Consider the following 25,355-nt stretch of genomic DNA (forward strand, 5'->3'; position numbering starts at 1 on the left):
TTAGTACAAAGATTTTGTCATATTATTCCGAATAATTTCAAGGGATTTCGCTACAGTTAATGCATTCTTTTCTTCAATTTCTGGTTTACGGGGGATAGGTTTATACATGTTGTCTGGATCTTCCCATGTGAGGGGAAGTTCTGTTTCTGCTTGTCCTTTCCAAGCGCCAATCCATTCTGGAGGGAGATAACCTGAGATGTTTTGGATGTTGTTCATTTCGAGCCAAATGAGTGCCCAAGCTCTTGGGACGACGCGCCAGTGGTCATAGCCACCGCCGCCGACAGCGATCCAGCGACCGTCGCAATATTCATTAGCGATTTCGCGAGCAAGCTTCGGTATTTCACGGTAAATATTCATCGTTGCACAAAGGTGTGTAAGTGGATCGTAATAATGCGCATCTGCACCGTTTTGCGTTAAAATAATATCCGGTTTAAAGTATGCGGCAACTTCTTTTACGACAGTTCGATATGATTCTAGAAACGATTCATCTTCTGTAAAAGCATCGAGTGGAACGTTAAAAGAATAACTATAGCCATTACCTTGTCCACGTTCATTTACAGCGCCAGTTCCAGGGAATAAATAACGTCCGGTCTCGTGTAATGAAATGGTGCATACGTTAGGATCATCGTAAAATGACCATTGTACACCATCGCCGTGATGAGCATCAGTATCAATATATAAAACACGTAAACCGTATTTCTTTTGAATGTATTTCATTGCGATAGAACTATCGTTATAAATACAAAAACCAGATGCCTTGCCACGGAAGCCGTGATGTAAGCCGCCGCCTAAATTAAGTGCGTGTTTTACTTTTCCAGAAAGAACAGCATCGACAGCTGTTAACGTACCGCCAACGAGCAGTGCGCTTGCTTCGTGCATATTTGGGAACATCGGTGTATCTTCTGTTCCGAGTCCATATGTCATCGCAATTGATTTTTCTAACTTTCCTTCTCCAGCACATTTTACCGCATTTATGTACTCCTCTGTATGAACATAGGCAATCTCTTCATCTGTAGCCATCCGTGGTGAGATGATTTGAGAGGGAGAGATGAAACCGCCCTTTTGTAATAAATCATACGTAAGTGTGACGCGCAGTTGGTTAAAAGGATGATCAGGGCTAAATGAATAGCCCCGAAAGTCATCCGAATAAATAAACGCGCTACTCATGCTTGCATCCCCATGATGTTTGGCCATAATACGCGGTAGCCTTCTGCTTCAAGTGCATCAATCACTTTTAGAGGATTCATCGTTTGAATGCGGAAAACGAGTACTTTATCATTCTCATCTTTTGCTGGGTAGACGAGAACGCTCACGATATTGATTTGTAAATCACTAAAAATAGCAACGACTTTTCCAAGAATACCAGGTTCGTTTTTTACTTGAATTTCAATTTGCGAACTTGGTTGATGTGCTCCTGTTAATTTTACTAACGTGTGCAGTACAGTAGATTCAGAAATAATTCCAACTAACTTTCCAGCCTTTGTAACAGGGAGACAGCCAATTTTATTTTCAAAAAATAAAGTAGCAATTTCCTCAACGAAATCGAGAGGATGGCAAGTCATAACAGGATGTTTCATAATAAGTTCAAGTGGTTGCTTCAGCATATCGAGTGAAACTTGTTCATCTAAAATAGACGGACTTGCATCTCTTACATCCCGATCAGAAATAATGCCTACAACATGATTATTTTGATCGACAATTGGAATGTGCCGAATGCCTTTCGTGCGTATCGTTCGGATTGCTGTTTCGATTGTATCGTTTGGATGTAGTGTCACCACATCTTGATTCATAATTTCTTCTACAATCATTCCAGTTGCCCCCTTTATTAATACATAAAACGATTGTGAAAACGTAGACGGTCAAATGCTTGAATAGAATCCGTATCGACGCGTTTACCGATGCGGACCATTAAACAGTTGGCAGGATGTGAACAAATTTCAGGATCATCTGTAGCCATCCATTGTAAACCACCAGCATTCATCATCTTTTCCATTACTTTTCGGTACTCCCAAACATTTAAGCCTGTTTGTTTTAAATCCCAGTGCCAATAATATTCAGTCGTCAATATAATATAATCTTCCATATAATTGTCCATCATAGAAACTTCTAATAAGTTCTTTCCGACAGAGCACCCACGGAAGGCTGGGACGACTTCAATTGCCCCGAGCTCAATTAAGTTTTCCATTTTTCCTTCTGACCATCGTTCGAGCGGATCAGGATACAAGTATGTAACATATCCAACAATCGTTTGGTCATGTCTAGCAATAATAAGACGTGCTTCTGGTAATTTAGAAATTTCGACAATTGCTTTATATTGCTGCTCGGCAGGACGAAACGCAACTAAATCTTTATGGAATTCATACATTTCAAGATTATGGGTAGAGACAGGACCTTCAATAATTAAAGTGCCTTTCGCTGTTTTTAAGTTTCTAGCATTATATATTTTTTTATGAATCAATGTATTGCTCACCACCTTGAGGGTTTGTGAATCTATTAATATCGTACTTTATAATATATGCGATGTGAATCGAATTTTGTCATTAAAAATTTGTCTAAAAATCAACAAATATACTGAAAATTTTAAATAATATCATTATAATAGATAATAGAATACATAGGAGGGGGATGTAAAGTATGAAAGTAGAAACGCTTCCTGTCATTAAAGGAGAAAATAATTTGCCGAATTATGAAGAGGCATACGCGAATTTTAACTGGGAAGAGGTTAATAAACATTTTACTTGGAATGAAACAGGCCGAGTAAATATGGCGTATGAAGCAATTGATAAGCATGCGAAATCTGATCGAAAAAATAAAGTAGCCCTTTATTATCAAGATGGATCGCGAAAAGAGAAATATACATTTAAGGAAATGAAGGATTTTTCTAATAAAGCAGGAAACGTCCTAAAAAATTATGGCGATGTTGAAAAAGGCGATCGTGTTTTTATTTTTATGCCACGTTCTCCAGAATTATATTTCGCGCTTTTAGGTGCAGTGAAATTAGGAGCAATTGTTGGACCGCTATTTGAAGCATTTATGGAAGGCGCAGTTCGTGATCGTTTAGAAGATAGCGAAGCAAAGGTGTTAATTACAACTCCTGAATTGTTAGAGCGTATACCATTAAATGATTTACTAGCTTTAAAAACAGTCTTTCTTGTTGGAGATAATGTAGAAGAAGGCGGTAAAACAGTAGCGTTCAATCCTTTATTTGAACAAGCTTCAAAAGAATTACATATCGAATGGTTAGGCCGCGAAGACGGTTTAATTCTTCACTATACGTCTGGTTCTACTGGTAAGCCAAAAGGTGTTCTCCATGCGCAAAATGCAATGGTTCAGCACTATCAAACGGCGAAATGGGTATTAGATTTAAAAGAAGATGACGTATATTGGTGTACTGCTGACCCGGGCTGGGTAACGGGAACTGCTTACGGCATTTTTGCACCGTGGTTAGTTGGAGCATCAAATGTTATTTTAGGTGGACGATTTAGTCCAGATGCATGGTATGAAGCACTGCAAGATTACGGTGTAACAGTTTGGTATAGTGCACCGACAGCGTTCCGTATGTTAATGGGAGCTGGACAAGATGCAATTAAAAAATACGACTTATCACAAGTACGCCACGTATTAAGCGTAGGTGAGCCTTTAAATCCAGAAGTAATTCGCTGGGGTATGAATGCATTTGGACTTCGTATTCATGATACGTGGTGGATGACAGAAACAGGTGGACAAGTTATTTGTAACTATCCGTGTATGGAAATCCGTCCAGGTTCAATGGGTAAACCAATTCCAGGTGTGAAAGCAGCGATTGTTGATAATGAAGGAAATGAAGTGCCTCCATACACAATGGGTAACTTAGCAATTGGTAAAGGTTGGCCAGCTATGATGCGTGGAATCTGGAATAACCAGCAAAAATATGAGTCATACTTTATGCCGGGAGACTGGTATGTATCAGGTGATTCAGCTTATATGGATGAAGACGGATACTTCTGGTTCCAAGGACGTATTGACGATGTAATTATGACGTCAGGCGAGCGCGTTGGACCGTTTGAAGTAGAAAGTAAACTAATCGAGCATGCTGCTGTTGCAGAAGCTGGTGTAATTGGTATTCCTGATCCGGTGCGCGGCGAAATTATTAAAGCGTTTATCGCACTTCGAGCAGGATACGAACCATCTGATGAATTAAAAGAAGAAATTCGTCAATTTGTAAAAAAAGGCCTAGCAGCTCATGCAGCGCCACGACAAATTGAATTTAGAGATAAATTACCGAAAACGAGAAGTGGTAAAATTATGCGCCGCGTATTAAAAGCGTGGGAGTTAAACTTACCAACAGGTGACTTATCAACGATGGAAGATTAAGAGAGAAAGGTCTGAACGAAAAATGTTCAGGCCTTTCTTTTTTATGATATCATGAACTTATATATATAAGTTGAAGGGGATAGTATGATGAAAACAGAAAAAGAAAAGATGATACTAGGAGAAATGTACATACCGGCTGATCCAGTTTTAGTACAAGAAAGAGAGCAAGCACGTATATTAACGAGAAAATTAAATGATACGCCAGAAGAGCAATTGAAAGAGCGTAGCGAAATCGTAAAAGAATTATTCGGAACGACAGGAGATAATATTCATCTTGAATCTACTTTTAGATGTGATTACGGCTATAACATTCATGTCGGTGAAAATTTTTACGCGAACTTTGACTGTACGATTTTAGACGTATGCCCGGTAACAATCGGAGTGAACTGTATGTTAGCTCCAGGTGTTCACATTTATACAGCAACGCACCCACTCGATCCAATTGAGCGTATAAGCGGATCAGAATACGGAAAACCAGTTACAATTGGCGATAACGTATGGATTGGCGGAAGAGCAATTATTAATCCAGGTGTAACAATTGGAGACAATGCGGTGATCGCATCTGGTGCTGTCGTAACGAAAGATGTGCCTAATAATGTAGTAGTTGGCGGGAATCCTGCAAAGATTATAAAAAAACTAAAATAATATTTGAACGAAGTGCCTTCCTCGTCTGTATACATTTATGAAAGAATAGATGAGGGAGGCTTTTTTATGTCTAATAAATTACTTCTTGCTTTTGCTTTAATTGGAATTATAGTTGTATTTTCTTGTGGTCTTTTCTTACCGATACCAATTGGATATAGAGTATCAATGCTTACAGCTGGAGTTATAATGGGTGTTCTGTTTTCAATCATTATTCCATTTGATAGAAAACATATAGTACGGAAAAATGGATATAAAATTGATTTTACAAAAACAAAAGTGTATTTTCGCTGGAATGTATTTGATACTATTTCTGTCTGCCTTGCGTTGTATGCATGCATATGTGTGCAAGCGTTAAATATTTTAGTTGCAATGGGATTTACGATTCAAAACCCATATGTGCAATTTTTTACAAATCAATCACAATTGTGGATTTTTATTGCGATTGCATATTTAATTTCCCGTATTTCATTAACGTTAAAAGGAATAAAGGAGATCAAAAATCATGGCGCAGATTGGGATTGAGGAGGAGCTCATGCTTGCGTATCAAAGTGGAGATAAACAAGCGGGAGAAAGACTATATGTTTTAATCAAACCAGCGCTATACACATTTTTATATCGATTTAACCGAGATGAACAATTAAGTATCGATCTTGTGCAAGATACGTTTTTGACGCTAGAGCGTAAGAAACATATGTATGAACTTGAAAAAGGTAAAATAAAAACGTATTTATTTCAAATTGGTTATCGTCTTATGATTAATAAATTAAATAGGAGAAAAAAGTGGCGTACGCTTTTGCCATTTTTAGTGCCGATTCCGGAAAAAGAATTTTCTCACGAAGATCGGCTCACAGTAAGAGAAGCAATTTTGAAAGTTCCAGAAGAGCAAAGAGCGGTCCTAATCCTTTATTATTATCATGACATGCAGCAAAAAGAAATTGCAGAGATATTAAACATTCCGATTGGAACGGTGAAATCGAGACTTCATAACGGGATAAAGAAATTGAAACAATTGCTGGAGGTGGACGAAATTGAGCGAAAATCCCTTTAAGAGTGAATATAAGTTAAAGCAACATTTAGATAGTGATCATGTAGAAATACCAGACTTTCCAAAAACGGTAAGTCGATTCGATCGATTAATCGGGTTTCTTGGTTCCCCAGCGAAAGATCCTGTGGAGGCGACCATTGGGAATGATTTATCGGTTGTGTTTCATGTATCGTTATTAGTTGGGGTTCCAATTCTTTCTCTTATTACGATACTCTTTATGACGTTGTAAAGGATTGGTAAGGAGAGAAACCAGGCCTCTATTTGACACGCCTATATAAATGATGGTATAAAGAAAAGTATATGAATAATTGAGCGTGGAAAGGGAGAAGTAGTGATCATTTCCCTGTTTTAGAGAGCTGATGGTCGGTGGAAATCAGCACATAGATGATCGCGAATTACGCCCCTAGAGCATCTTTTTTCGATTGAATTGTATTCAAAAGGGAAAAGACGGTGCTAAGCCGTTATGTAAATAAGGTGGTAGGCTTTTTTTGCCTGCAACTAGGGTGGTAACGCGATAATCAAAATCGTCCCTTATTTGAAGGGGCGATTTTTTTATGTTTTCAACTTTCACGCCAGTAATGAACTTAAAGGAGAGTATGTAGGATATGGGTATTTTACAAGATCTTGAATTTCGCGGTCTAATTAATCAGCAAACAGATGCTGAGGGCCTTGAGCAATTATTAGAAAAAGAAAGCGTTAAATTATACTGTGGTTTCGACCCGACAGCGGATAGCTTACACATCGGTCATATGTTACCAGTATTAATGTTACGTCGTTTCCAATTAGCTGGTCATCAACCAATCGCACTTGTTGGCGGTGGTACTGGTATGATCGGTGACCCAAGTGGTAAAAAAGCAGAGCGTACATTAAATACGAAAGATACAGTTGCTTACTACACAGAAAGCATTAAAAACCAACTTTCAAACTTCTTAGAGTTTGAAAACGTGGACAACCCAGCAACAATGGCTAATAACTATGATTGGCTTGGTAACCTAGATGTCATTTCATTCTTACGCGATATCGGTAAAAACTTCGGTTTAAACTATATGTTAGCAAAAGATACAGTAGCATCTCGTTTAGATACTGGTATTTCATTCACTGAGTTTAGTTACATGATTTTACAATCATACGACTTCTTAAACTTATACCAAAACCATAATTGCCGCTTACAAATCGGTGGTAGTGACCAATGGGGTAACATTACAGCTGGTCTTGAATTAATACGTAAATCAGAAGAAGATGCGAAAGCGTTCGGTTTAACAATTCCACTAGTTACAAAATCTGACGGTACGAAGTTTGGTAAAACAGAAGGCGGCGCAATTTGGTTAGATCCAGAAAAAACAACTCCTTACGAGTTCTACCAATTCTGGATTAACACAGATGACCGCGACGTTGTTAAATACTTAAAATACTTCACATTCTTATCTCATGAAGAAATTCTTGAGCTTGAAAAGCAAGTAGCTGAAGCGCCAGAAAAACGTGCAGCACAAAAAGCGTTAGGTTCTGAAATGACAAAACTTGTTCACGGTGAAGAAGCATTAGAGCAAGCGATTAAAATTTCAGCTGCACTATTCAGCGGTTCTGTAGCAGAACTGACTGCAAGCGAAATCGAACAAGGATTCAAAGACGTACCATCTGTAGAACGTACTGCAGAAGATACAGTATTAATCGACTTACTTGTAGAAAGCAAAATCTCTCCATCAAAACGTCAAGCACGTGAAGATGTAACGAACGGTGCAATCTACGTAAACGGTGAGCGTACGCAAGCATTAGACTACGTTGTAACAGAAAACGACCGCATCGAAGGTAAATTCACAATCATTCGCCGCGGTAAGAAGAAATATTTCTTAATTCGTTACTAATTAGAAACAAATATAAACAAATAGTACCCCGAATTGTAGGCTGAAAGGTTTATGATTCGGGGTTTTTATGTATGAATTTAGATTACCTTACGAGTTCTTGTAAATAGAATATGAAGAATTAATACGAGCATATAAAGTAAGCTAATGAGCATAACAATAAATGCTGTTGGATAAAATTTTGCTGCATATATAAAGAAATCGATTTGATAAATATCTTGGTAATTTGAAACGGTGCCTTTAAAATAATTCGTAAACTTAGCGCTATATTTCCATTCATCAGGGTAATCTATTAAATTACTCCCCTGATACCAACTCATAAGTGCTGAAGTAATAAAAAGCATACATGCACTGCCCAATTGAACCATTTGGTTTATCGTCAAAAGAAATCTACCTCCTATTTTATGGTTATTATAGCGTGCATTCGTATTCCTGTAACCTTTTTGTTGTAATCTCCTTTTCGAGTTCATACGGAAATCACATGTAAGCGGTATGATAAACGTATAACAAATAGAAAGGAGTGGTAAAACGAAATGTCACTAGAAGCGCTCATTATTTTTTCTTTGCTAAATGCGGGTCAGCTTGCAGAGAATTCGAAGGTGGATATACATAAAGAGCAAAAAGATGCTTATGTATATGTTCAAAAAGAGGAAAATAAATAACTTTATTTTATATATAAATGACAAAAAGCCAATCTAGAGGATTGGCTTTTTGTCATTACGTTGGAAAAAGAGGAGAAATCCCTCTTTTTAAACATTAGATAAAATTTGATCATAGCATGAAATAATAAGTGGTTCCAAATCTTTTAAATCATTAACATTATCAATGAAAATTCTACTTACTCCCTGTGATTTTGGGGCTTGCTCAACAACGAAATTAGGGCAGAGCTGTTTAGTAGCTTCTAAATCTAGTCTTACAACTAAGGATTTTGCATCTCCATCAAGGAAAAGACGTATAAACCATTTTGTGATTACACGATTCATGATGCAAAAATAACTAATAGTATCTTTATATTTAAGGTCACTGATGTCTCTTTGATTTTCAGTTAATATTTCTTTAACAATGTTAAAGGCAGTCAGTTCATCTTCGGTAGTGAAAACTCTATCTGTTTTGTCTTCTTTGCTAATGTCTTCCATTATTTCGGCAGAAGCGGCTGCAACTAGGCTTGTTTCTATTTTCTCCGATGTTTTTGTTTCTTTTGGTGTTAAACCATCACTGATTATTTCTAATAGTGTTCGATTAATTGCTTTTTTAACAATTGGTCGGAACCGCTCTAAAACGTTATTTGTAATTCTAGTTGAGCTAAAGTCTTTAATTAGAAAACGAAGGAAGTCATCTGAAGGATTTTTAAATAACTCTTTAATTGTGGAGTTTAAATTGGTCATATAAATAAGCTCTTCGGCATATTTTACGATCTCTTCAGCTTCAAAATTCTCTTTTGTAAAAGTTTCAATCGTTTCAATATCTAAATTACTTAAACTATCCATACTGAATGTGAAGAAAGGTTTTTCGTCCATTACATTGTCATTTGTTAAATCAGTATAAAATTTGTATTCTACACCATTAGTTAGTACTCCTACTTTGACATCAGGTAAGGCATTGAAATACCTAGATAGTTGCGCATCGTGTTTAAGGAGATTTTCTGTTACAGATTTTGCCTCAATTAAAATAATTGGAACTCCATTTTTGAAAACCGCATAATCGACTTTTTCTCCCTTTTTAGTTCCGAAGTCTGCAATATACTCAGGTCTAACTTCTAAAGGGCTAAAAACGTCATAACCTAGCTTTTGAAGAAAAGGAATAATTAATGATTGCTTGGTCATTTCTTCATTAGTTATATACTCTTTTCGTTCTAAAATTTGGTTAGCTATTTTGTTTATATCATTTCTGAATTCCATATCAACGTCTCCTCGTTATAAAGTTTAAACTTAATATTAATACTATTATTTAAAAATTCATAATATAACATAAGTTATGTGTGAAAATAGGAAGGTTATTTTTATATTTGAATTTGATTAGATTAGATAAAACATATTTGTTTTAGGTGGGAGTATAGAGTATTGGGATTTTTATGTTACGTGGGATATAAAAAATTATGGTGAGAATTGAAAAAAGCCAATCCAGAGGATTGGCTTTTTGTCATTAACGAGAGTAGAACTCTACGATTAATGCTTCGTTGATTTCAGCTGCTAACTCAGAACGCTCAGCGTGACGAGTGTAAGTAGCTTCTAATTTATCAGCATCGAAAGTTAAGTATTCTGGTACGAAGTTGTTAACTTCGATCGCTTCTTTAACAACAACAAGGCTGTTAGATTTTTCGCGAACGCTGATAGTTTGACCAGGTTTAACGCGGTAAGATGGGATATCTACGCGAGCGCCATCAACCATGATGTGACCGTGGTTTACTAATTGGCGAGCTGCACGACGAGTGCGAGCTAAGCCCATACGGTAAACTAAGTTGTCAAGACGAGCTTCAAGAAGGATCATGAAGTTTTCGCCGTGCTTACCAGGCATTTTACCTGCTTGGTCAAATGTGCGACGGAATTGACGCTCAGTCATGCCGTACATGTGACGAAGTTTTTGTTTCTCTTGTAATTGTAAACCGTATTCTGAAAGTTTCTTACGTTGGTTAGGACCGTGAGGACCTGGTGCGTAAGGGCGTTTTTCTAATTCTTTTCCTGTGCCGCTTAGAGAGATTCCAAGACGACGAGACAGTTTCCAAGCTGGACCTGTATAACGAGCCATAGTTGACTCCTCCTTTAAAAATGTTTTTATTTACGTAAAATAAAAACAGACGTAATCGATATTTACGGGCATTTTGTTTTCATGTACCTTCGCTCCAGCAGCAGGGAGTTACGAGATACACCTCCGTAGAGGAACAAAATACAAACGATAAACTCACATTACAAGGCTGCCTTTTTATTTTACACAAACGCTATTATATCTTTTACCCAGAGTTTCGTCAAGCGAGTACGTTTTTGTTTTATGCATATAAATTTTGGAAATTAATATAAGAAGGAATTTAAAACAATATAAAAGAAGAGATAGAAACACAAATAAAACGCTTACATAAAATGTAGTAAAAACATTCATCAGTTTTTTACTGGTGAATATGCGGGATAAAAACATAAAGGGGATGTTTTTATGAAAAAGAAGCATATGGAGACAGCGTTAATTCATCACGGTTATACATCTAAGGAACATAAAGGAAGTTTAACACCACCGTTATTTCAAACGTCTACATTTACATTTGAGACTGCGCAGCAAGGAGAGGCGAGTTTTGCGGGAGTAGATCCGTCTTATATTTACTCAAGACTTGGAAATCCAACTGTAAAATTATTTGAAGAACGTATGGCTGTGTTAGAAGGGGGAGAAGAAGCACTTGCTTTCGGATCCGGAATGGCAGCTATTTCAGCAACGTTAATTGGTTTTCTAAAAGCTGGAGATCATATTATTTGTTCAAACGGATTATATGGGTGCACGTACGGATTTTTAGAAGTGTTAGAAGAGAAATTTATGATTACACATTCGTTTTGTGATATGGAGACAGAGACTGATATTGAAAATAAGATTCGCCAAAATACAAAGCTCATTTTCGTTGAAACACCGATTAATCCAACGATGAAATTAATCGATTTAAAACAAGTGATTCGGGTTGCGAAGCGAAATGGCTTACTTGTCATTGTTGATAATACGTTTTGTTCACCTTATTTACAAAGACCGCTTGAGCTTGGTTGTGATGCTGTTGTGCATAGTGCGACAAAATATATTGGTGGCCATGGTGATGTTGTAGCGGGTGTAACAATTTGTAAAACGAAAGTGTTAGCTGAAAAAATTCGTCCGATGCGAAAAGATATCGGCGGTATTATGGCGCCGTTTGATGCGTGGTTATTATTACGCGGATTAAAGACATTAGCAGTAAGAATGGATCGTCATTGTGATAATGCAGAAAAAATTGTATCGTTCCTAAAAAATCATGATGTAGTAGAAGGGGTTTGGTACCCAGAAGGGGAGTTAGCATCTCGCCAAATGAAACGGGGCGGTGGCGTTATTTCCTTTTCTGTCAAAGGCGGGAAAGAGGAAACGCAAGCGTTTATCAATGACCTTCACTTTATTACGATCGCGGTAAGTTTAGGTGATACAGAAACGTTAATTCAGCATCCAGCAACGATGACGCATGCTGCGATTCCAGCGGAACTAAGAAAAGAAATGGGTATTTTCGATAATTTAATACGTTTATCTGTCGGTTTAGAATCGTGGGAGGATATCGTTTCTGATTTGGAGCAAGCGTTAAAGAAAATATCTATTGTTAGTAATCAATAAAAAAGAGTGAGCTATCGGTTTCGTACATTACGTACTTAATCGATAACTCACTCTTTTTCTTATATATGTTTTAACAGTGTTTCCACAAACTTTTCTAAATAGTGCTGATCTACTTCATCGAAACGATTTTTTTCAGGACTATCAATATCCAGTACACTAATGACATTTCCGTCTTTTATAATCGGTACAACGATTTCCGAATTAGAGGCACTATCGCAAGCGATATGTCCTGGGAATTGGTGAACGTCCGCTACAAGTTGCGTTGTTTTCGTTTCAGCTGCTACGCCGCAAACGCCGCGCCCAAATGGAATACGTACGCATGCCGGCATTCCTTGGAATGGCCCGAGAACGAGCTGATTTCCTTCTGTTACATAAAAGCCAACCCAATTAACGCGATCTAAAAATTGGTTTAATAATGCGGACGCATTTGATAAGTTTGCGACTACGTTTAATTCGCCAGTTAATAATGCATCCAGTTGTTTAATTACTGTCTCATACTGCTTTTCACGAGAACCTGCATAACTTTCTTTTGTAAACATGGAAACAACTCCCTTTTTATCGAGATGTGTAAAATATTAGCAAAATACGATGTATTTCACATGACTTTGTCGATAGAAAATTAAAGGAATTTGTCTTAAAAGTCAAGAAATTTAAACTATAGCTGTTCAGTGAGAGGAAGTGAGCGCATGAAGCAGACGAAACAAAAAGTAATTGATGCGGCAATATCGTTGTTTAATACGAAAGGTTATGACGGGACATCAGTGCGAGACATTGCAAAGCGAGCGGATGTGAATGTAGCGAATATTTCATACTATTTTGCTGGAAAGCAAGGCCTATTAGAGCAGCTTATTACTGATTTTTTAGAAGGATATATTCATGTGATTGAAACGTCCTTTGAACAGAGAGAGTATTTGTCGGCTAAAGATGTGATGGTGCAAATGGTACGCGGGATTTTACGATATCAATTTGAAAATAGGGAACTGACACGTTTTTTTTATAGAGAGCTTTCGCTTGATACGACATTAATTCGTGAAGTGATGACCGTTTATTTTTCTAAAGAAAGATATTATATCGAACAAATCATTAGAGAAGGACAAATGAAGAAAGAGTTTAGAAAGGTATCTTTTACAATGTTTATGACGCAATTAAAAGGCATGATAAATATGCCATTTTTATATCCACAGTATATATCAGAAGTATTACATTCATTTCCATCCGAAACATTTTTCTTAGAAATGTATACGAAGGAAATTGAGCAATGGATGGAACAAGCATTATGTAAAACGAATATGTATCAGGAATGGCCAAGAGCTGTTCATATGTGAAAAATCCCCACCTAACGAACCGAGGTGGGGATTTTTGTAGTTTCTTTTCTTTGCCATAAATTGTTACATAATAGCGCAATAATTGTTAATGAGGCTCCGGCAAGTTCGATTTTGTCGACCGTATAACCTCGAAATATGGAACCGATAAGTGCAAGGACAGGAACTAAATTCATAAATAATATGCCGTTAATAGATGAAATATAGCGATTCCCCATATTCCAGCAAAACACAGCGATAACACCTGCAATAATCGACATATAAAAGAGTTCAAAACGAACGCTCACAATTGTGCGTAATGATGGTACAGTAATGACGTTTGTGTAAGTTAATAAAGTGACAATAACGATGAGTGACATTGAACCGAACAAACAAGTTAACGTTGTATATCGAAGTGGTGACCAAGATTGAAAACGAGCACCGCCATTTGTATAAATGACCCAGCAAGTAACGCCGCATAACATCAATATATTCGTAGATAAGTGACTTGCAGCTCCAAATAATAAGTGAATATTTCCTTTTGAAATGACAAGCATAACACCGAGTAATGCAACGAACATACAAAGAAAAGTGTAGTTTTGTGGACGCTTATTTTTTGTTATCCATTGTAATGATAAGGCAATTAGTGGCATGAGAGACTGAATCATCGCTGCATGGATTGCTCCAGAAGGTCCGGCAAGTTGTTGTCCGTAGAAAACGAGAAAACCATATCCAGCGAAACCGACTGTTCCGTAAAAAAATAAAGAAAGTGTTCGTTTTTCTAAGCGGAGCGAATGTGTCCCTTCAGTGATTAATAGCAAAATAAGAAAAATAATAGCTGCAGATCCGTAGCGGATAGTTGTGAAAAAGAACGGATCGATAAATTGTAAGGCATTTGCCATTACAGGAAACATAAATCCCCAGGCAGTTACGGCAAGTAAGCATAGGAGGGATCCGAAGAGCATTTGTTTTTTGTTCAAGAGTACCATTCTCCTTTACATTTCGTTATAGTAAGTTGATGAAATAAGTATAAAGAGTAATGATTTATAGAAGGAAATATCGATTTTTTATAACAGTTATAACTTTTTGTTAGAGGTGTATATGATGGATTTAGAGGCAGTACGATCGTTTATGGAAGTAAAGCATACGCGCAGTTTATCAAAGGCAAGTAAGCTTTTACATATTTCACAACCAGCGCTTAGTAAACAAATTCAAAGATTAGAAGCGGATTTAGAGGTTACTTTACTCAAGCGTTCTGCTCAAGGAGTGGAGTTAACAGAGGCTGGTGAGATATTTATAGCAAGAATGTTACCGATTTTGGAACGAATACATGAAGTGAAAACGGAAATGAAGAAATATCAAGAAAAACGGAAAATCTCTATAGGTATATTGCCAAGTTTAGCGGCGCGTTACATATCGAAATGCAAAGATATATTAGGTGATGGATTCGAAATAGAATGGAAAATTGAGCATACGAAAGTATTAATGGAATTGTTTAAAGAGCGGAAGATTGAAGCGATGTTCATTGATTCAGTAGTAGAAGGCGCTACATATATAAAAGAAATGCGGGAGGAAAAAATTGTTTGTGTAGTTTCAAATGATCATCCTTATAAAGAGAAAACAATAATCCGAATGGAAGGTTTGGAACATGAGAAATTAATTGTGTACCCAGAAATATGTGATGTAAGGAAAATGATTATGAACATGTTTCAAGGTATAGGTGCGAAACCAATCATTGCGTTTGAAACTTCTTATGCAGAACCGATGCTTGCGATGGTCGGAGCTGGACTTGGTATCACTTTACTTCCAGAAATGTCAGTGGAGCAAGCGGTAAAGCAGGGGAATGTGCATGTGATTTCTGTTGAACCTCCACTCATGCGCAAAATCTATTTCGTATCTCATATGAAAGAGTGCCCGTTATGGCAATCATTTGAGGATAGGTAGTGAAGCGGGCGGAAGATTAAGAAAGATTACAATTGCATTTAAAGAAACATGAAATTTTAAAAAAAACTAGGTCAAAAACACGTCATTACATGGTATGATTAGTACATTGTTAGTTGTTAAATATAGGGGAATTCCCTTTTTATACATAATGCCTTCCATTTCATAAACGGAACGGACAAAAAAAGAGATATAACTAGGAGGCTTTTTTGCATGGATTCTATCCTGACGATCGTTATCATTGTAGTAAGCTCTATTCTAGTGCTGCTCATGATAGAGCTTGTGATAAGAAATCGTTCATATAAAGATATTGAAGCACTGGAGCAGTGGAAACAAGAAATAAAAGATAAACCTGTAGCAGATGAACTAAAGCGAGTAAAAGATTTGAACATGACAGGTCAAACAGAAGAACTGTTTGGTAAATGGCGTGAAGAGTGGGATGAAATCGTATCAACAACTCTTCCAAAAGCTGAAAAAGATTTAGGGCAAGCGCGAAAATTCGCCTCGCAATTCTCCTTCCGCAAAGCAAAGCATGCGATGAACGAATCCATAAGTGGTTTAGATGACGCTGATAATCGTATTACAGACATTTTAAATGAATTACAGCAACTGTTAGAAAGCCATGAAAAAAATAGCTCGGAAATTGAAGGGTTACGTGATACATATCGTAGTATGAAAAAGAGTGTTCTTGCTCATCGACACATGTATGGAGCAGCTGAGCAGAGAATTGAAGAGATGCTAGATGCCGAATCTAATAAATTTAATAGTTTTGAAGAAGCAACAAATAATGGCGACTATTTAAAAGCGAGAGAAATTGTTATTAGTTTGGAAGAAGGTTTAGCTAATTTAGAAATCATTATTCACCAAATTCCAGATTTATTGGTAGAGTGTCAAGCAACGTTACCAGTTCAACTGGAAGATTTATTACACGGACATAATGATATGGTAAGACAAGGTTATGTATTAGATTACCTGGAAATCCCTAAAGAAGTTCGCGATATGACGACACAACTACAAACATGTTTAATGGATATACAGGAGCTTCATATAACGGAAGCGGCTGAAAAAGTAGAAAAATTAAAAACTCGTTTAGACGGTTTTTATGATCAACTAGAACAAGAAGTGCATGCGAGACATTATGTAGAGCAAAAAACACTTTCTGTTTATGAAGATTTAGAAGAACTTCGTGAAGAAACAATTGAAACGAAAGCAGAAACGCAACTTGTGAAACAAAGCTATCAGTTACAAGATAAGGATATTGAGTCTCAAAAAGTAATTGAAAAGCAAATGCACATTTTAATGAAACGTTTTGAAGTGATGCAATTACGCGTTGCTGAACAAGATATTGCATTCTCTATAATTCGTGAGGAACTAGAAGAGGTTTATGAGCAATGTGAAACTTTAAAAGTACTTCATGCAGAATATAAAGAAATGCTACAAACGATGCGTAAAGAAGAATTTGAAGCGCGTGAGAAGTTGCAGGAAATGCGCAATACAATTTTTGAAACGAAACGCTTTATGCAAAAGTCGAATTTGCCAGGTCTTCCAGAGAGTATTATGGAAGATTTACAAAGAGGGCAAATGGCAATGCAAGCTGTATATGAGCAATTAGAAATAAAACCGCTAAATATGCATGCTGTAAATAGCAGTTTAGAAGAAGCATACACAACTGTTAACGGTGTAGCTGAAATGACAGAAGAGTTAATTGGACAAGCGTATTTAGTTGAAAAATTAATTCAATACGGAAACCGTTACCGCAGTCATGATGAAAATCTTGCAGAAAGCTTAAATTATGCAGAGAAATTATTCCGTGAATATCAATACGATGCAGCTTTAGAACAAGCGGCTTCTGTACTAGAGCAACTTGAACCTGGCGTTGTTCAAAAAATAGCTGAATATGTAGACAATGAACAAACCCTTTCATAAAGGGTTTGTTTTTTTGTGTAATTTTGAAGGCGATGTTGCTATAATGAATAGCGGAATACAGTAAGGTTATTCGTTTCAAAATAAAGTGAAACTGTAATCAGTGGGGGGATTCATCCCCACTGATTACTAGCCTTCACCAATCGGGATAAAACGGAACCTTTGTGTAGTCTTAGCGTAATTACACGTATTTATGATATGATTATATGATGTGATAGCGCTGAAAGGGGAAGAACGATGATCTATTTTGATAATAGTGCGACGACGAAGCCATATCCAGAAGCCCTTCAATCGTACGTAACGGTTGCTGGGAAATATTTTGGAAATCCTTCTTCTATTCATTCGCTTGGAGGAGAGGCAGAGCGTCTATTAACACAATCAAGAACGATTGCAGCGCAGCTTCTTCACGTAAAACCTTCTGAAATTATTTTCACATCGGGTGGAACGGAAGGGAATAACCTTGCGATTAAAGGGATAGCGATGAGGAATCGTTCGCGCGGCAAACATATCATTACAACAAATATTGAACACGCGTCTGTGTTTGAGGCATATAAGCAATTAGAAGAACTCGGGTTTGATGTAACATATTTACCGGTTAACGAGCATGGTGTTGTATCGGTAGAGGATGTGAAGCGAGTGCTTCGTGAAGATACAATTCTTGTTTCAATTATTCATGTGAACAACGAAACTGGAGCAATTCAGCCCGTTGCTGAAATTGGAACGTTATTATCGAATTATCCGAAAATAAGATTCCATGTGGACCATGTACAAGGGATAGGAAAAGTACCGCTTAATTTATATGCTTCTCATATTGACCTTTGCTCAATATCTGGACATAAATTCCATAGTGTAAAAGGAACAGGTCTTCTTTACGTGCGTGATGGCGTAAGATTAGATCCGATTTTATCAGGTGGTCAACAAGAGCTTAAGTATCGCTCTGGTACAGAGAACTTACCTGGCATTGTAGCGATGGTGAAAGCACTTCGCATGACAATGGAACAAGTGAAAGAAAAGATAGCTCATTTGCAAAGTTTACAAACAGAGCTTGTACGTTTCTTTAAAGAAATGGAACATGTAACAATTAATACGTCGCTTGCATATGCAGCACCACACATTTTAAATGTGTCGTTTGTCGGTTTAAAACCGGAAGTGGTCGTTCATGCTTTAGAAGAACACGGTGTATATGTATCAACGAAGTCTGCTTGTTCTTCAAAAGCAAATGAAGTGAGCAGAGTGTTAGTGTCAATGGGAGTACCGCATGCAGCTGCTGCAAGCGCTATTCGTATTAGTCTAGCACCAGACAACACGAGGGAAGAAGTAAAACAATTTGAAGGTATTGTAAAAGAGACAATGCCAAAATTATATGAAGTGATGAGGTAAAGAAATATGATGACATATGAATATATTTTAGTACGTTACGGAGAAATGACGACAAAAGGTAAGAACCGTTCTAAATTTGTAAGCACATTAAAAGATAACGTTAAGTTCAAACTGAAAAAATTCCCAAACATTAAAATCGATGCAACACATGACCGTATGTACATTCAGTTAAATGGCGAAGACCATGAAGCGATTGCTGAAAGATTGAAAGATGTATTTGGTATTCATAAGTTTAATTTAGCGATGAAAGTACCATCAGAATTAGAAGATATTAAAAAAGGTGCATTAGCAGCTTTCTTACAAGTAAAAGATGATGTGAAAACATTTAAAATTACAGTGCACCGTTCTGATAAACGTTTCCCAATGAAGACGATGGAGTTACTTCCAGAAATTGGCGGGCACATTTTAGAAAATACAGAGGATATCACAGTAGACGTCCATAATCCAGATGTGAATGTACGTGTAGAAATTCGCAGTGGTTACAGCTATATTATGTGTGGTGAGCACATGGGAGCTGGCGGTTTACCAGTTGGCGTTGGCGGAAAAGTAATGGTACTTCTTTCTGGTGGTATTGATAGCCCAGTAGCAGCGTACTTAACGATGAAACGCGGCGTATCTGTGGAGGCAGTTCACTTCCATAGTCCACCTTTCACAAGTGAGCGTGCGAAACAAAAAGTAATCGATTTAGCACAAGAGTTAACGAAATACTGTAAACGTGTAACACTTCACCTTGTTCCATTTACTGAAGTGCAAAAAACGATTAATAAAGAAATTCCATCTAGTTATTCTATGACAGTAATGCGTCGTATGATGATGCGTATTACAGAGCAGATTGCAGAGGAGCGTAATGCACTTGCAATTACGACTGGTGAAAGTCTTGGACAAGTAGCGAGCCAAACGTTAGATAGTATGCATACGATTAATGAAGTGACAAACTATCCTGTTATTCGTCCGCTTATTACGATGGATAAATTAGAAATTATTAAAATCGCTGAAGAAATCGGCACATATGATATCTCAATTCGTCCATATGAAGATTGCTGTACAGTATTCACACCAGCAAGCCCAGCGACGAAGCCGAAGCGTGAAAAAGCGAATCGTTTTGAAGCGAAATATGATTTCACACCATTAATCGAAGAAGCTGTAGCAAACAAAGAAACAATGGTATTACAAACGGTAGAAGTAGTAGCGGAAGAAGAAAAATTCGAAGAACTTTTCTAAAACCATAAATTACCATATTTAAAATGTGTATGAAGTCATGTTATTTATCACACTCTATACTCACAAGGAGGTGATATAACATGGCACGTAGCACAAATAAATTAGCGGTTCCTGGTGCTGAATCAGCATTAGACCAAATGAAATACGAAATCGCTCAAGAGTTTGGTGTTCAACTTGGAGCGGATGCAACATCTCGCGCTAACGGTTCTGTTGGTGGCGAAATTACGAAACGTCTAGTTTCACTAGCTGAGCAACAATTAGGCGGTTTCCAAAAATAATTCCATATACAATGGCTTAGAAAGAGCGGGTTCTCCCCGCTCTTTCTTTTTGTTGTTCGTATTAGTATAAATTCATTTCGACAAAAGCATAAAAAAATTGTCAAAAGAAGAGGGTTCAAAATTTACTGAAAATTCTTTATTATATAAGGGAGGCATAAAGAAAAAGGAGGATGTTTATGAAGAGAGAGGAATTGTTGGCACCACCATCTTATAATTTAGTTTCAGAAATAGAGAAATATACAGACGATAAAGAGAAGCTTGCTTTAATTTGGCAAGATGATAAAGGGAATAGACGAGAAGTTACATATTTTGAATTAATGCAAGGTGCAAATAAAATTGGAAACGCTTTTATAAAAAGTGGCTTACAAAAAGGGGACAAGCTCCTTATTATGATGCCGCGTTTAATTGAAGCTTACATGACGTATATCGCTGCGATTAAAGCAGGATTTGTCGTAATTCCGAGTTCGGAAATGTTGCGTAAAAAAGATATTGAATACCGCATTGGACACGGAGAAGTAAAAGCGATTGTAAGTTATGAACCATATATCGGACAGTTTGATAACATAGGGGCGATGGAATCTCTTCAAAAGTTCGTTCTGAGCGAGCAGTCAGTAGACGGATGGATCAATTTAAAAACAGCATTAGAAACAGAAAGTGACATGTTAGAAATGGCGAAAACAGATAAAGAAGATATGGTCTTTTTATCTTATACGTCAGGGACGACAGGAAACCCGAAAGGAGTTGTTCATACGCATGCGTGGGCATACGCTCATTTACGTACGAGCGCCCCAAATTGGCTCGGAATTGAAGAGAATGATGTTGTATGGGCAACGGCTAGCCCAGGGTGGCAAAAGTGGATTTGGAGCCCGTTTTTAGCCACTCTCGGTTCAGGGGCAACAGGATTTGTATACAACGGTAAGTTTGAACCGAAAACGTATTTAAATTTATTAGACGATAATAAGGTGAATGTGCTTTGTTGTACACCGACTGAGTATAGATTAATGGCAAAGGTAGAAGACTTGACTGAGTACAATTTAGAAGCGTTACATAGCGCTGTATCCGCAGGTGAGCCGTTAAATAGAGAAGTCATTGAAACGTTCCAAAAGCACTTTGATATTACAGTAAGAGATGGCTATGGGCAAACGGAAAATACATTACTTGTTGGCGTAATGAAAGGGATGGATATTAGACCGGGATCAATGGGGAAACCAACGCCAGGAAACCATGTTGATATCGTTAATGAAGAAGGAATCCCAGTGCAGGTAGGAGAAGTTGGCGATATTGCAGTTCATATTGAAACACCAGCCCTCTTTAAGCAATATTATAAAGATGATGAACGCACAGCGATGCAATTCCGTGGTGATTATTATATTACGGGTGATAAAGCGAAAAAAGATGAAGACGGCTATTTCTGGTTTGAAGGGCGCGGAGATGATATTATCATTAGCTCTGGTTACACAATCGGGCCGTTCGAAGTTGAAGATGCACTTGTAAAACATCCTTACGTAAGAGAATGTGCGGTTGTCGCAAGTCCGGATGAAATTCGAGGGAGTGTCGTGAAGGCATTTATCGTATTAAGAGAGAATATAGAAAAGAACGAAGAAACATTAATTCCAGTGCTCCAACAACACGTGAAAGAACTCACTGCACCATATAAATATCCTCGCAAAATTGAATTTGTAGATGAACTACCAAAAACGATTTCCGGAAAAATTCGTCGTATTGAACTTAGAAAACAAGAGATGGAGCTCCCTTCCAAATAATTTTGAAAATAGACAAGTAAATAGTTGAATGAAATGTAAAACGATGATATTATAAAAACGAACACAAGTTCGATTTTATAAACTAAAAAAAGAGGTGTCCGTATGATTTTAGGTATTAATCCGTACTTAGTTTTAGATGGTAGTGGGCAAGAAGCTGTACAGTTTTACAAAGAGGCATTAGACGCAAAAGTAGAAGTAATGCAAACTTTTGGTGACATGCCTGAAAATCCAGAATACCCGATTCCAGCTGAAGCGAAAGAGCGCGTTTTACATGCTACTTTAAAAGTTGGTAATACGGACCTTATGATTTCTGATACATTCCCAGGTCAAGGGCATGCAATTGGATCTCAAGTAACAATCGCAATTCAAATTAGTAATGCAGAAAAAGCAAAAGAAGTATTCGAAAAGTTACAAGAGGGTGGAGAAGTTATTATGCCACTTCAAGAAACGTTCTGGAGCCCAGCATACGGACAACTAAAAGATAAATTTAGCATTGAATGGCAAATTACAACGTCTACTACTGAACAAAAATAATTTTGGGAAAGCACCATTTTTAATTCAAATGGTGCTTTTTTTATACGGATTAATCTCGTAGACTAAAGGGAAAAAGGGGATGAGCATATGGGAGAAATTTGGTATGGCGGCACCATTTACACGATGCGAGAAGAGAATGAAAAAGTAGACGCTGTTTATGTTGAAAACGGTGTGATCGTTGATGTCGGGAGTAAAGAAGAGTTAGAAGACCGATATGCTACTACGGTTAAATTGCACGATTTAGAAGGCAAAACGATGATTCCAGGTCTCGTTGATAGTCATATGCATCTTATTGGGCATGGAGAGAGGTTACTCCGTCTAGATTTATCAAATTGTACATCTTATGGCGAAGTACTTACTCTTGTTCAGAAGCAAGTAGAAGACGCGCCAAAAGGTTGTTGGATTATCGGAGAAGGCTGGAATGAAAATAACTTTACAGATACGAAAGATGTTCACGCACGTGATTTAGATGCAATTTCGAAAGAACATCCCATTTTATTAAAACGAGTTTGTCGTCACGTTACATGGGTGAATTCATACATACTGCAAGAAGCGAACATAACAGAAGAGACGCAAGATCCGAAAGGCGGGAAAATTGGCCGGGATGCATCAAATAAGTTAACAGGGCTTTTATATGAACAAGGACAAGAATTAATGAAACACGTTCAGCCTGAAATTGATGAAGCTTATTTACAAAGAGCTTTGCAAACAGCGATTAAAGACTGCTGGCAATACGGAATCGTTGGTGGGCATACGGAAGATTTAAATTATTATGGTGGTTTTAGAAAAACGTATAATGCGTTTTCTTACGTTATAAAAGAAATGCCATTTAAAGCGCATTTACTCGTTCATCATGAAGTAGCAAATGAAAGAAAAGAATATGAAAATGAGCACTATATTGAATTTGGTGCGATGAAAATTTTCTCTGACGGTTCTTTTGGCGGAAGAACTGCTTTATTAAGTGAACCGTATGAAGATGCGAAGGAAACAAATGGAGTTGCGATTTTCTCACGTGAAGAGCTTGCATGTTTAGTGAAAAAAGCACGTGATTTACATATGTCAGTTGCCATTCATACTATAGGTGACTTATCGCTTGAATATGTCATTGATGCACTCGAATTATATCCACCAGCAGAAGGGGTGCGTGACCGTATTATTCATTGCCAGCTAGCTCGTGAAGAGTTGATTGAAAGAGTGAAACACTTGCCAGCTATTATTGATATTCAACCGGTCTTTGTTTCATCAGATTTTCCATCAGTCATTGAAAAACTAGGCGAGCGTCGTCTTCGTTACGCGTATGCTTGGAAGACGTTACTGGACGCAGGCTTACATTGCAACGGTGGTTCAGATGCTCCTATTGAACAAGTGAATCCGTTTTTAGGCATATATAGCGCTGTTACACGTAGAAGTTTTATTGACAGTGTATGCTATATGCCTGAGGAAAGATTAACGGCATATGAGGCTGTTTCTTTATTTACGACAGGAAGTGCTTATGCAATAGGAAAAGAAGCGAAGCGAGGACAAATTATAAAAGGATATGAAGCAGACTTTACGATATTAGATCGAAACATATTTGAAATAGAGGCAGAAGAAATAAAAGAAGTACAAGCGGAAATGACCGTCATTGATGGCCAGGTTGTCTATAGAAAAGATGCGTAAAAATATATCAGCGATTTTCGGAATATATCGACTTACCGACAAAAACTGACAAGAATAGCGACCGGATAGCGAGAGATTGTTGGCCGCGCCAATCGGGATAAATAAATAACCGCAAAATTATGGGATCCCCATAATTTTGCGGTTATTTTAATACTATAAAAATGTTCTCTGTACTTTTTCCCAGAAGGAATTGTTTTTTAATTTTACTGTTTTAATTTGTTTATCGCTTAAGCGTACAACAGCTTTTTCAACTTGTTTAATGCTAAGCGCTTCGTTATCCATGCCGATAACAGGATAATCGTTACCGTCTGGTTTAAGTTTTAAAGTTAGTGTACGTTCGTGGTTTAAGATGAACGGTGAACCGAGCGTACGGTATGTGTTGTTATTTAAAGATGCTAGTTCGCTTACTTGGAAACATGGGATAAGCGGATCGACAACGGCACCATGTAATGATTTATTGTAAGCTGTACTTCCTGTTGGGGTAGAAACAACTAAACCGTCACCTCTAAATGTTTCGAAATATAAATCATCAACGTGAACATCTACAACGAATGTTTTAATAATGCTAGAACGTAATGAGAATTCATTTAAACAATGGAAAGATGTACCGTGATCTACATCTACCTGAATTGTTGGATATTTTCGCACTTCAATTTCATTTTTTGTAATTTCTTGAAGGGCTGTATCAACGTGATCAATGTGGAAATCACAGTAGAAAGAAATTTCATCTTTCGTAGAAATCCCTGCGTATAAGCAATCTTCTCTAAAACCAGTTTTACGAACGGCTTGTAAGAAAGTTGCATCATCTCCAACACTGACGATAGCGTTTGCATTTTTTGGTTGATCTAATATGGTAAATCCATTCTCTTCTAAAATGCGATAGATTGGTTTCATCTTTTCAACGAGCGTTGCTTTGTCATCACCATAAAAGAAAAATAAATTGCGACGATCTGCCATTATGTATCCCTCCACTGCAGTTAAATTTTCTGTTTTTCGTGCTACATATCATTAGAGTCCGTTCCCTGATGATATGTTCAAATAATATATTTCGATATAAATTGTCAAAATACCTTTTTATTTTTAGAAAAATTTTTATATTCAATCTTACGGAACTCTGTTTAATGATGAAT

General features: G+C 37.2%; 26 protein-coding genes and 1 other annotated feature. Of the genes, 17 read left to right on the forward strand and 9 right to left on the reverse strand.

Annotated features, from left to right (window positions below):
• From acuC to acuA, 3 genes are read right to left on the reverse strand one after another with little or no spacing between them, the layout of a single operon-like run.
• Positions 1-1,167: an acetoin utilization protein AcuC gene (acuC, locus tag ACS2MN_RS16980; RefSeq protein ID WP_000092818.1), complete on the reverse strand. Its 1,167-nt coding sequence runs from the start codon at positions 1,165-1,167 to the stop codon at positions 1-3.
• Complete coding sequence (locus tag ACS2MN_RS16985; RefSeq protein WP_000634566.1) at positions 1,164-1,808, reverse strand: acetoin utilization AcuB family protein; 645 nt, start codon at positions 1,806-1,808, stop codon at positions 1,164-1,166. The genes acuC and ACS2MN_RS16985 overlap by 4 nt, the downstream gene beginning before the upstream one ends.
• 17 nt (positions 1,809-1,825) lie before the next feature.
• Positions 1,826-2,458 carry an acetoin utilization protein acetyltransferase AcuA gene (gene acuA, locus ACS2MN_RS16990; RefSeq protein WP_088055334.1) on the reverse strand — a complete coding sequence of 211 codons (633 nt, stop codon included), beginning with the start codon at positions 2,456-2,458 and terminating at the stop codon, positions 1,826-1,828.
• Between the two features lie 176 nt (positions 2,459-2,634).
• Here acuA and acsA point away from each other — a divergent pair, with 176 nt between their 5' ends.
• From acsA to tyrS, 6 genes are all read left to right on the forward strand, one after another.
• Positions 2,635-4,353 (forward strand): acetate--CoA ligase, encoded by a 1,719-nt coding sequence (gene acsA / locus ACS2MN_RS16995; protein ID WP_088055333.1) that lies wholly within the window; start codon positions 2,635-2,637, stop codon positions 4,351-4,353.
• 84 nt (positions 4,354-4,437) lie between these two features.
• Positions 4,438-4,998 carry a maltose acetyltransferase domain-containing protein gene (locus ACS2MN_RS17000; RefSeq protein ID WP_002156530.1) on the forward strand — a complete coding sequence of 187 codons (561 nt, stop codon included), beginning with the start codon at positions 4,438-4,440 and terminating at the stop codon, positions 4,996-4,998.
• A 66-nt stretch (positions 4,999-5,064) separates the two neighbouring features.
• Positions 5,065-5,520: a hypothetical protein gene (locus ACS2MN_RS17005; RefSeq protein WP_000066428.1), complete on the forward strand. Its 456-nt coding sequence runs from the start codon at positions 5,065-5,067 to the stop codon at positions 5,518-5,520.
• Positions 5,501-6,046: an RNA polymerase sigma factor gene (locus ACS2MN_RS17010; RefSeq protein ID WP_000057203.1), complete on the forward strand. Its 546-nt coding sequence runs from the start codon at positions 5,501-5,503 to the stop codon at positions 6,044-6,046. Before ACS2MN_RS17005 ends, ACS2MN_RS17010 begins: the two co-directional genes overlap by 20 nt.
• Positions 6,027-6,272, forward strand: coding sequence for a hypothetical protein (locus ACS2MN_RS17015; protein WP_001293783.1), 246 nt, complete (start codon positions 6,027-6,029; stop codon positions 6,270-6,272). Before ACS2MN_RS17010 ends, ACS2MN_RS17015 begins: the two co-directional genes overlap by 20 nt.
• A 77-nt stretch (positions 6,273-6,349) precedes the next feature.
• Positions 6,350-6,578 (forward strand) — a binding site (T-box leader).
• A gap of 70 nt (positions 6,579-6,648) precedes the next feature.
• On the forward strand, positions 6,649-7,905 hold the full coding sequence (gene tyrS, locus ACS2MN_RS17020) for a tyrosine--tRNA ligase (protein WP_000512075.1): 1,257 nt from the start codon (positions 6,649-6,651) through the stop codon (positions 7,903-7,905).
• 77 nt (positions 7,906-7,982) lie between these two features.
• Here tyrS and ACS2MN_RS17025 read toward each other — a convergent pair whose 3' ends face one another.
• A complete protein-coding gene (locus ACS2MN_RS17025; protein ID WP_000154643.1) occupies positions 7,983-8,285 on the reverse strand; it encodes a YjdJ family protein in 303 nt (100 codons plus the stop codon).
• Positions 8,286-8,435: 150 nt separating this feature from the next.
• Here ACS2MN_RS17025 and ACS2MN_RS17030 point away from each other — a divergent pair, with 150 nt between their 5' ends.
• The gene (locus ACS2MN_RS17030; RefSeq protein ID WP_000050940.1) at positions 8,436-8,564 is read left to right on the forward strand and encodes a hypothetical protein; all 129 of its coding nucleotides are present in this window, start codon (positions 8,436-8,438) and stop codon (positions 8,562-8,564) included.
• Positions 8,565-8,651: 87 nt separating this feature from the next.
• Here ACS2MN_RS17030 and ACS2MN_RS17035 read toward each other — a convergent pair whose 3' ends face one another.
• Together ACS2MN_RS17035 and rpsD are read right to left on the reverse strand one after the other, a co-directional pair.
• A complete protein-coding gene (locus ACS2MN_RS17035) occupies positions 8,652-9,800 on the reverse strand; it encodes a type I restriction endonuclease (RefSeq protein WP_000395709.1) in 1,149 nt (382 codons plus the stop codon).
• Positions 9,801-10,044: 244 nt separating this feature from the next.
• Positions 10,045-10,647 (reverse strand): 30S ribosomal protein S4, encoded by a 603-nt coding sequence (gene rpsD, locus ACS2MN_RS17040; protein ID WP_000135316.1) that lies wholly within the window; start codon positions 10,645-10,647, stop codon positions 10,045-10,047.
• A 399-nt stretch (positions 10,648-11,046) separates the two neighbouring features.
• Between rpsD and megL the strand changes: the two genes are divergently transcribed.
• Positions 11,047-12,225 (forward strand): methionine gamma-lyase, encoded by a 1,179-nt coding sequence (gene megL, locus ACS2MN_RS17045; protein ID WP_000726615.1) that lies wholly within the window; start codon positions 11,047-11,049, stop codon positions 12,223-12,225.
• A 59-nt stretch (positions 12,226-12,284) separates the two neighbouring features.
• On the opposite strand, the gene ACS2MN_RS17050 is transcribed toward megL, so the two are convergent.
• On the reverse strand, positions 12,285-12,764 hold the full coding sequence (locus ACS2MN_RS17050; protein ID WP_346994419.1) for a GAF domain-containing protein: 480 nt from the start codon (positions 12,762-12,764) through the stop codon (positions 12,285-12,287).
• A gap of 147 nt (positions 12,765-12,911) precedes the next feature.
• Here ACS2MN_RS17050 and refZ point away from each other — a divergent pair, with 147 nt between their 5' ends.
• Positions 12,912-13,550, forward strand: coding sequence for a forespore capture DNA-binding protein RefZ (gene refZ / locus ACS2MN_RS17055; protein ID WP_000814925.1), 639 nt, complete (start codon positions 12,912-12,914; stop codon positions 13,548-13,550).
• Positions 13,551-13,561: 11 nt separating this feature from the next.
• On the opposite strand, the gene ACS2MN_RS17060 is transcribed toward refZ, so the two are convergent.
• Positions 13,562-14,506, reverse strand: coding sequence for a DMT family transporter (locus ACS2MN_RS17060; RefSeq protein WP_098954078.1), 945 nt, complete (start codon positions 14,504-14,506; stop codon positions 13,562-13,564).
• A gap of 124 nt (positions 14,507-14,630) precedes the next feature.
• Here ACS2MN_RS17060 and ACS2MN_RS17065 point away from each other — a divergent pair, with 124 nt between their 5' ends.
• From ACS2MN_RS17065 to ACS2MN_RS17100, 8 genes are all read left to right on the forward strand, one after another.
• Positions 14,631-15,470, forward strand: a complete 840-nt coding sequence (locus tag ACS2MN_RS17065; protein ID WP_000362578.1) for a LysR family transcriptional regulator — start codon at positions 14,631-14,633, stop codon at positions 15,468-15,470.
• A 210-nt stretch (positions 15,471-15,680) separates the two neighbouring features.
• Positions 15,681-17,393 carry a septation ring formation regulator EzrA gene (gene ezrA / locus ACS2MN_RS17070; protein ID WP_000377321.1) on the forward strand — a complete coding sequence of 571 codons (1,713 nt, stop codon included), beginning with the start codon at positions 15,681-15,683 and terminating at the stop codon, positions 17,391-17,393.
• A gap of 234 nt (positions 17,394-17,627) precedes the next feature.
• Positions 17,628-18,770: a cysteine desulfurase family protein gene (locus ACS2MN_RS17075; RefSeq protein ID WP_000638980.1), complete on the forward strand. Its 1,143-nt coding sequence runs from the start codon at positions 17,628-17,630 to the stop codon at positions 18,768-18,770.
• 6 nt (positions 18,771-18,776) lie between these two features.
• On the forward strand, positions 18,777-19,991 hold the full coding sequence (gene thiI / locus ACS2MN_RS17080; protein ID WP_000989269.1) for a tRNA uracil 4-sulfurtransferase ThiI: 1,215 nt from the start codon (positions 18,777-18,779) through the stop codon (positions 19,989-19,991).
• An 80-nt stretch (positions 19,992-20,071) separates the two neighbouring features.
• Positions 20,072-20,269, forward strand: a complete 198-nt coding sequence (locus tag ACS2MN_RS17085) for an alpha/beta-type small acid-soluble spore protein (protein WP_000124490.1) — start codon at positions 20,072-20,074, stop codon at positions 20,267-20,269.
• A gap of 176 nt (positions 20,270-20,445) precedes the next feature.
• On the forward strand, positions 20,446-22,032 hold the full coding sequence (gene mbcS / locus ACS2MN_RS17090) for an acyl-CoA synthetase MbcS (protein WP_000817731.1): 1,587 nt from the start codon (positions 20,446-20,448) through the stop codon (positions 22,030-22,032).
• Positions 22,033-22,134: 102 nt separating this feature from the next.
• Complete coding sequence (locus ACS2MN_RS17095) at positions 22,135-22,566, forward strand: VOC family protein (protein WP_000600354.1); 432 nt, start codon at positions 22,135-22,137, stop codon at positions 22,564-22,566.
• A gap of 87 nt (positions 22,567-22,653) precedes the next feature.
• Positions 22,654-24,225 carry an amidohydrolase gene (locus ACS2MN_RS17100; RefSeq protein WP_346994417.1) on the forward strand — a complete coding sequence of 524 codons (1,572 nt, stop codon included), beginning with the start codon at positions 22,654-22,656 and terminating at the stop codon, positions 24,223-24,225.
• 153 nt (positions 24,226-24,378) lie between these two features.
• Here ACS2MN_RS17100 and ACS2MN_RS17105 read toward each other — a convergent pair whose 3' ends face one another.
• Positions 24,379-25,182 (reverse strand): NAD kinase, encoded by an 804-nt coding sequence (locus tag ACS2MN_RS17105; RefSeq protein WP_000785189.1) that lies wholly within the window; start codon positions 25,180-25,182, stop codon positions 24,379-24,381.
• Positions 25,183-25,355: the final 173 nt, after the last annotated feature.

Origin of the sequence: Bacillus cereus group sp. BceL062 (assembly GCF_051780025.1) — a bacterium.
Classification (GTDB): domain Bacteria; phylum Bacillota; class Bacilli; order Bacillales; family Bacillaceae_G; genus Bacillus_A; species Bacillus_A toyonensis.

Excerpts from the sequence above, each read along its gene's own strand:
- acuC (WP_000092818.1), bottom strand. The coding sequence starts at position 1,167 with ATGAGTAGCGCGTTTATTTATTCGGATGACTTTCGGGGCTATTCATTT.
- ACS2MN_RS17105 (WP_000785189.1), bottom strand. The coding sequence starts at position 25,182 with ATGGCAGATCGTCGCAATTTATTTTTCTTTTATGGTGATGACAAAGCA.
- ezrA (WP_000377321.1), top strand. The coding sequence starts at position 15,681 with ATGGATTCTATCCTGACGATCGTTATCATTGTAGTAAGCTCTATTCTA.
- ACS2MN_RS17050 (WP_346994419.1), bottom strand. The coding sequence starts at position 12,764 with ATGTTTACAAAAGAAAGTTATGCAGGTTCTCGTGAAAAGCAGTATGAG.
- ACS2MN_RS17030 (WP_000050940.1), top strand. The coding sequence starts at position 8,436 with ATGTCACTAGAAGCGCTCATTATTTTTTCTTTGCTAAATGCGGGTCAG.
- ACS2MN_RS17035 (WP_000395709.1), bottom strand. The coding sequence starts at position 9,800 with ATGGAATTCAGAAATGATATAAACAAAATAGCTAACCAAATTTTAGAA.
- acsA (WP_088055333.1), top strand. The coding sequence starts at position 2,635 with ATGAAAGTAGAAACGCTTCCTGTCATTAAAGGAGAAAATAATTTGCCG.
- ACS2MN_RS17000 (WP_002156530.1), top strand. The coding sequence starts at position 4,438 with ATGATGAAAACAGAAAAAGAAAAGATGATACTAGGAGAAATGTACATA.
- refZ (WP_000814925.1), top strand. The coding sequence starts at position 12,912 with ATGAAGCAGACGAAACAAAAAGTAATTGATGCGGCAATATCGTTGTTT.
- ACS2MN_RS17085 (WP_000124490.1), top strand. The coding sequence starts at position 20,072 with ATGGCACGTAGCACAAATAAATTAGCGGTTCCTGGTGCTGAATCAGCA.
- thiI (WP_000989269.1), top strand. The coding sequence starts at position 18,777 with ATGATGACATATGAATATATTTTAGTACGTTACGGAGAAATGACGACA.
- ACS2MN_RS17100 (WP_346994417.1), top strand. The coding sequence starts at position 22,654 with ATGGGAGAAATTTGGTATGGCGGCACCATTTACACGATGCGAGAAGAG.
- megL (WP_000726615.1), top strand. The coding sequence starts at position 11,047 with ATGAAAAAGAAGCATATGGAGACAGCGTTAATTCATCACGGTTATACA.
- tyrS (WP_000512075.1), top strand. The coding sequence starts at position 6,649 with ATGGGTATTTTACAAGATCTTGAATTTCGCGGTCTAATTAATCAGCAA.
- ACS2MN_RS17065 (WP_000362578.1), top strand. The coding sequence starts at position 14,631 with ATGGATTTAGAGGCAGTACGATCGTTTATGGAAGTAAAGCATACGCGC.
- ACS2MN_RS17075 (WP_000638980.1), top strand. The coding sequence starts at position 17,628 with ATGATCTATTTTGATAATAGTGCGACGACGAAGCCATATCCAGAAGCC.
- ACS2MN_RS17005 (WP_000066428.1), top strand. The coding sequence starts at position 5,065 with ATGTCTAATAAATTACTTCTTGCTTTTGCTTTAATTGGAATTATAGTT.
- ACS2MN_RS17010 (WP_000057203.1), top strand. The coding sequence starts at position 5,501 with ATGGCGCAGATTGGGATTGAGGAGGAGCTCATGCTTGCGTATCAAAGT.
- ACS2MN_RS17095 (WP_000600354.1), top strand. The coding sequence starts at position 22,135 with ATGATTTTAGGTATTAATCCGTACTTAGTTTTAGATGGTAGTGGGCAA.
- mbcS (WP_000817731.1), top strand. The coding sequence starts at position 20,446 with ATGAAGAGAGAGGAATTGTTGGCACCACCATCTTATAATTTAGTTTCA.
- ACS2MN_RS16985 (WP_000634566.1), bottom strand. The coding sequence starts at position 1,808 with ATGATTGTAGAAGAAATTATGAATCAAGATGTGGTGACACTACATCCA.
- rpsD (WP_000135316.1), bottom strand. The coding sequence starts at position 10,647 with ATGGCTCGTTATACAGGTCCAGCTTGGAAACTGTCTCGTCGTCTTGGA.